Source organism: Burkholderia sp. Ax-1720, from assembly GCF_011753035.1.
GTDB lineage: Bacteria > Pseudomonadota > Gammaproteobacteria > Burkholderiales > Burkholderiaceae > Burkholderia > Burkholderia gladioli.
The window spans coordinates 1-5499 of the sequence record NZ_VWWK01000287.1; the positions used below are offsets into that span (position 1 = coordinate 1).

Annotated in this window: 6 protein-coding genes; all 6 read right to left on the reverse strand. The window is 72.1% G+C overall.

All coding sequences use genetic code 11. The features are described 5' to 3' along the window. Nucleotides 1-426 precede the first annotated feature (426 nt). Complete coding sequence (locus F3J18_RS35310; protein WP_025099503.1) at nucleotides 427-1188, reverse strand: 2-keto-4-pentenoate hydratase; 762 nt, start codon at nucleotides 1186-1188, stop codon at nucleotides 427-429. 100 nt (nucleotides 1189-1288) lie between these two features. Next, nucleotides 1289-2143 carry a MipA/OmpV family protein gene (locus F3J18_RS35315; protein WP_166916748.1) on the reverse strand — a complete coding sequence of 285 codons (855 nt, stop codon included), beginning with the start codon at nucleotides 2141-2143 and terminating at the stop codon, nucleotides 1289-1291. Further along, complete coding sequence (locus F3J18_RS35320; RefSeq protein ID WP_013689965.1) at nucleotides 2140-3066, reverse strand: alpha/beta fold hydrolase; 927 nt, start codon at nucleotides 3064-3066, stop codon at nucleotides 2140-2142. The genes F3J18_RS35315 and F3J18_RS35320 overlap by 4 nt, the downstream gene beginning before the upstream one ends. A 1-nt stretch (nucleotide 3067) precedes the next feature. Next, nucleotides 3068-3856 (reverse strand): DUF4118 domain-containing protein, encoded by a 789-nt coding sequence (locus F3J18_RS35325; RefSeq protein ID WP_025099505.1) that lies wholly within the window; start codon nucleotides 3854-3856, stop codon nucleotides 3068-3070. Nucleotides 3857-4273: 417 nt separating this feature from the next. Continuing rightward, complete coding sequence (locus F3J18_RS35330; RefSeq protein WP_166916750.1) at nucleotides 4274-5059, reverse strand: hypothetical protein; 786 nt, start codon at nucleotides 5057-5059, stop codon at nucleotides 4274-4276. Nucleotides 5060-5185: 126 nt separating this feature from the next. Continuing rightward, a partial coding sequence (locus F3J18_RS35335; protein WP_166916752.1) for an FAD-binding oxidoreductase occupies nucleotides 5186-5499 on the reverse strand: 314 nt, incomplete at its 5' end.

The following is a 5499-nucleotide window of genomic DNA, read 5'->3' on the forward strand; positions in this document are numbered from 1 at the left end:
CAGGCCGGCGCCGGCCAGCCCCGCCGGACGTGCCAGCGCGAGCGCGGCGGCCGCCGCCGCCTTGAGCCAGTCGCGGCGGCGCGCGCCGTCGTCCGGCAGGTCCGCCGTGCTGTCGTGGTTGGGGGGGATCGGGTGGCCGTGTCGCATCGTCAGGTGTCCGGGGTTCGCGCAGTGCGGTTGATCGGCGGCCGCGAGCCAGGGCGCGCGGCCGGAGCGCCGATGGTAATCAAGGCGGCCCGCAAGCCAAATCCCGATTGCTGCAATGCTTATCGAGGCGATGCGATAGCGGCTGGACACACGGTCGTCCCGCCGCCCCGGCTGGATCGCCGGCCGCGCCGGGCGGGAGCGCCGCCGGCGATCGACAACGCGAACCCGGACGAGATCCGGGCGCGTTCAGGCGACGTTCAGACGGTGGTCAAGCGGCGTTCAGGCAATCGTCAGCGTCACGGGCGGCAGGCCGGCGATCTGGCCGACCGCCACGCCGCTGCCGGCCACCTGCACCATGCCGACATAGGTGCCGGCCGTGATCACCTGGTCCGGCGTGAGCGCCACGCGCCGCGCGACGGTCGCGTGATTGACCAGCCAGGCCAGCAGCCGGCGCGGATCGCCCGCCGGGTTGCCCGGCGTGCCCGAGAACAGCGATTGGCCGTTGAAGGTGAAGGACAGCGAGGGCGCGAGGAACGGCAGGTCCTCGCGATACGGGACGAATTCGCCGGCCGCGAGCGCGGCGTGGTTGAGCAGGTCGGCGAGCTGGGCGAGGCGCTCGACGTCGGGAAAGCGGGCGAAGCGGCTCGCCACCACCTCGATGGTCGCGCCCACCGAGGCAATCGCCGCCGCCACCTCGGCCTCGCCATAGGCGGTCTCGCTCGGCTCGAACACGCGGCCCAGGCGGAACGCGATCTCGAGTTCGAGCCCGAAGGGCCGCCGCGCGTCGGCGGTATAGACGGCGGTATCGCCATGCATCACGCCGTGCGCCGGCAGCGGCGCGGCCGCGGGCGGCGCATCGGGCGACTTGGCGCCGACCTTCCAGCCGCCGATCCCGCCGCCGAGCGCGGCGATCAGCTCGTGCTGCGCCGCGTAGGCGGCATCGGCATCGGCCGGCTGCAGGGCCGCGGGCAGCGCCTCGATCGGCTGGTGGTTCGCGTTCGCCTGCGCGAGCAGGCGGCCAAGGGAAAGGGAGTCGTTCATCGCGGGGATCAGGTGGTGGCCGGGGATGGCGGACGCGCTGCCGCCAAGGCCACATGCTACCGGCGAATCGCCGCGCCTGCCGGGCGCGGCGCGCACCGCCTCAGAACCGGTAGCCGAGCGAGGCGAAGGTGGTCCACTCGGTGCGGCGCTCGGTGATCGGGCTGGAGGCCGCGAAGCGCTGCAGGCGCCCGAGCGTCGAATTGAGGGTGCCGACCCAGTGACGCGAGAAATCGTGCGTCATGTAGAAGTTCAGGTGCACGTCGCGCACGCCCGAGCCGGTGCCGTAGGACGGCAGGCCGGAAGCCGCGCTCTCGGCCGGCGAGATGCCGAACAGGGTGCGCGTGTAGGCGCCGTTGGCCCAGGTCAGGCCCGGCCCGATCGAGAACAGCCAGCCATTGAGCGGCAGCGAGGCATAGAGATCGGCGCTGGCGGTGGTGCCCTGCCCGTAGCCGAGCACGTCGCGATAGACGGCCAGCGCGCCGGTGAAGGCCCAGATCGTGTAGTCGGCGAACAGCTTGAGCTTGGGGCCGTCGTGCACGTCGGGCAGCCCGCGCAGGCGCGCGTCGTCCTTCGCGTCGCGCGACTGGAAATCGAAGCTGACGGCCATCCCGAGGTGGTAGGTGTCGCCGCTGGACAGCACGTTCCAGCCCAGCACGTCGGGCCCCTGCGAGAAGAAGCGGTCGCGGTAGGAGATGTCGAGCGCGGGGAACGGATAGGCCTTCAGGTGGCGCGAGCCCGGATACTGCGGCGCCACGTAGACGCCCGGGCCGATCGTGATCTTCCAGGGCGAGGCGCCGCTCGCCGCGGAGCCGGCGACGGCCGTCGCGCCGCTGCCGGATTCGGCATCGGTATCGGCCTGGGCGAGCGGCGCCGCGCAGGCGAGCGCAGCGGCCAGGGTGATGGTAGCGGCGCGGCTCGCGGCGCCCGGCATGGAGCGGGAAAGGACTGGCTTCATTTGGTCTTGCGGGCCACCGCCGCGAGCTGGCGCAGCCGCCGCGCGAGCGCTTTCGACACGACCGGCGGCGCCCCCGCGCCGGCGCCGTGCGCAATCTCGCTCTCGCGCAGGAACAGCGCGGTCTCGCGCGCGACGATTTCCCGTTCGTTGTCGGAAGTGATCATGTGATACGAATCGTCGAGCCAGATGGTGCGCAGGAAGCTCGCGCCGATCCGCTCGATGATGGTGTTCGGGTTGCGCGGGCTGGAAGTCTCGTCGTCGATCGAGTGGATCACCAGGGTGTCGTTCTCGATCTCGCCGAGCTGCCGGCGCGCCAGCCGAGCCAGCCGGTTCGCCTGGTGCAGCGCCGGCAGCGAGATCTCGGACGGGCCGACCTCGCTGAACGCGTCGCGCTCCATGGCGCGCGCGATCTTGGCGCGCAGCGCCTCGTTGCGCAGCCCGAAGGGCTCGGCCTCGCGGTAGCGATAGCGGTGCCGCAGCGGCGTGTAGTAGGCCAGGTCGAGGATGAAGCGGTACCAGGGAATCGCCCAGCCGTTGTAGGTCAGCGTCAGCGACAGCAGGGCCAGCGCCTGCGCGTCGGGACGCTCCTGGATCAGCCGCAGCGCCAGCGCCCCGCCGATCGACAGCCCGACCACCGAGACGCGTTCGTAGCGCGCGGCCAGCGCATCGTATTCGCGCACCGCGCCCTCGATCCAGCGCTCCATCGGCAGCTCGGCCGAGCCGGCGCTGTAGCCCTCGATCACCGGCGCGCAGATCGTGAAGCCCTCGTCCTGCAGGTAGCGCGCGAGGTAGCGCAATTCGAGCGGGGAACTCGACAGGCCGTGCAGCAGCAGCACCGCGTGGCCGTCGCCCTCGGCGAAGATCGGCGCGGCGGCGGAGGGTTTGGCCGTCGCCCGGGTCAGGCCGCTGTCGCTCGCGCCCATCTCAGGCCTCCTCGGTGCGCAGCACCAGAAAGTCGCCGGCATGCGTGGTGAAGCGCTCGCAGATGCAGGGCGCCAGGCGGAAATCGCCGCCCAGCGCGGCCGAGCGGATCCGCACGCGGTGGCTGCCCGCCGACAGCGCATGCGTGACGCGCTGGATATCGTCGGGATGGAGCTCGGCATGCAGCGGGCCGGGGGCGACCTCGCCGTCGAAGGGCAGCGGCGCGTCGACGCTCTGGCCGACCTGGGCGCGTTGCACGGCGTCGCGCTCGAGCGCCTTGATCAGAATCAGTTCCTGCTGGTGCTGCGCGAGATAGCGCAGCAGCCGATGCGTTTCGTCGACGGCGCGGCGCGCCAGCGCCCGCTCGTTGTCCTGGCGCAGCAGCATCTCGTAGCGCGACTGCGCCACCGCGGTGACCAGCCCGGCGCGATACTGCGCGCGGCGCAGGCGCTCGACCAGCACGATCACCAGCAGGGTCACCAGCGGATAGGAGATCAGCAGCACCACGTCGCCGCGCTCGATCACCAGGAAGTTCTCGAGCGAGCCATAGGGCGGCACGAACAGGAAGTCGGCGATCACCAGGCCGAGCAGCATCACGGTGAGCGCGGGCGCGAGGCCCAGATAGTATTCGACCAGCACCGCCGCGATCGCGAAGGCGGTGCCGGGCATCACCGGCCCAAGCAGCGGATGCAGGGCGAGCCGCACCGCCAGCGCGAGCACCAGGGCCCCCGCCGCGTATGCCCAGCGCCGCATCCCCGCGGGCGCCCAGAGACTCGCATTCCGAACTTTCATGTTTACCGGATATTTCAAAAAACGGTGAATGGTAACGAGTTTCGGGCGAGATTTGGCGAGCGCGACACGATGTTTTTCAACTTGTCACGCAGGCGTAAGGAGAAAGGGGCGGGAACGTGAAGTTTGTTGGTTTTTCGTCGTGTTTTGCGTCGTGTTTTGCGTCTGAATCCGCGTCTCGTTCGCAGTGGATCGCGGCGACCGATGGCGGCTCGCGCAAGGCCCGGATCGACGGCGGATCGAGCGCCGGCGCCTGCCCTTGCGGCATGCTTGCGGTTCATGCCCCGGCGCCCGGGAGCCGGCCCGCAACGGGGCAGGATCGCGCCGGCCGCGTTCTTCCCCGCCGCGCGACGAGCAAGCCGCGTGCTCGCCCAGGCGCGCGCATCCCGTCGCCGGCGCGGCCCGCGATCGGCGGCGGCCTTACATGCCGTCGATCGGCGTGACGTCGGGGCCGAAGACCACGCAGCCGAACGCGAAACGGCCCGGCTCGGCGGCCATGGCGCCGGCGAAGCGCACCGCCGGCAATCGGTGCGCGCCCGGCAGGTAGGTGCTGCCCGGCTCGGCCAGCGCGTCGGCCTGGCGCTTGGAGAGCGGCGCCGTCCAGCGCAGGTAGCCGGCGTGGAAGCCGGCGACATGGCCGTCTTCCTGGTTGTTCGAGATATCGAGGCCGGCCGGCACCGCCGAGGGCAGCGCCGCGAGCCGGCGCGCCGCGGCGAAGGCGGCGACGTCGCCGCTGGTTTCGGCGTAGAGGCTCAGGTCGAGATCGGCGTCGGTATCGCCGCTTTGCTGGCGCGCCAGATGGACCACGCTGACGGGATTGCCCTCGATCGTCACCGGGCGCGGAAAGCGCACCCGCATCTCCTCCCAGCGGTCGGCCGGATCCTCGCGGCGATCGTCGATCAGCACCCCGCCGTCGTGCGCGTAACCGGTGATCGACAAGCCCGCCTCGCGCCAGGCGGCGCGCTCGGCCGGCGATGGCGAACGCGCGCCGGGCTGGCAGCTCAGCAGGGATTGGAAACGGGCGGCGGCGAGATCCACGCCGTCGGCGTGCGCGGCATGCGCGGCCGGCAGGACGGCCAGCAGCCAGAGCGCGGCCCAGCCTCCCCGTGCGACCCGGGGATGCGGGCGGCGCGGCGCGGCCGGCGCCCGATGCGGAGCCCGCCCGGACAGGGATGCCGGCGGGGTGAAACGGCGCGGGTGGTTCATCGTAGCAGCGTTCGCTGCGCTCCTTCTGGGGTCTCGTCCGCGCGCTGGCACGGCGCGGCAGGACAGCCCTGCATCATGCCGAGAAGCGCCCCGCTTGCCAAGCGCCGCGCTGGCCCGCGCTTGCCCTCAGAGCATGCTGCGCGGCCGCTTCATGGTGCCGTCGACGAAGCGGCGCGCGCGGAATTCGCCAAGGTCCAGCGAAGGCTGGCCGCTGTCGACCAGCTCGGCCAGCAGCCGCCCGACGATCGGCCCCATCGCGAAACCGTGGCCGCAGAAGCCAGTGGCGATCGCCAGGCCCCGCACCGCCTCGGGCGCGTCGATCACCGGGATCCCGTCGGGCAGCACGTCGATCAGGCCGGCCCAGCTCTCGACCGCCTGCGCGGCCGCCAGCGCCGGGAAGATGCGCTTGAGCCGCGCCAGCGCGCGCGGGCCCTGCGCCG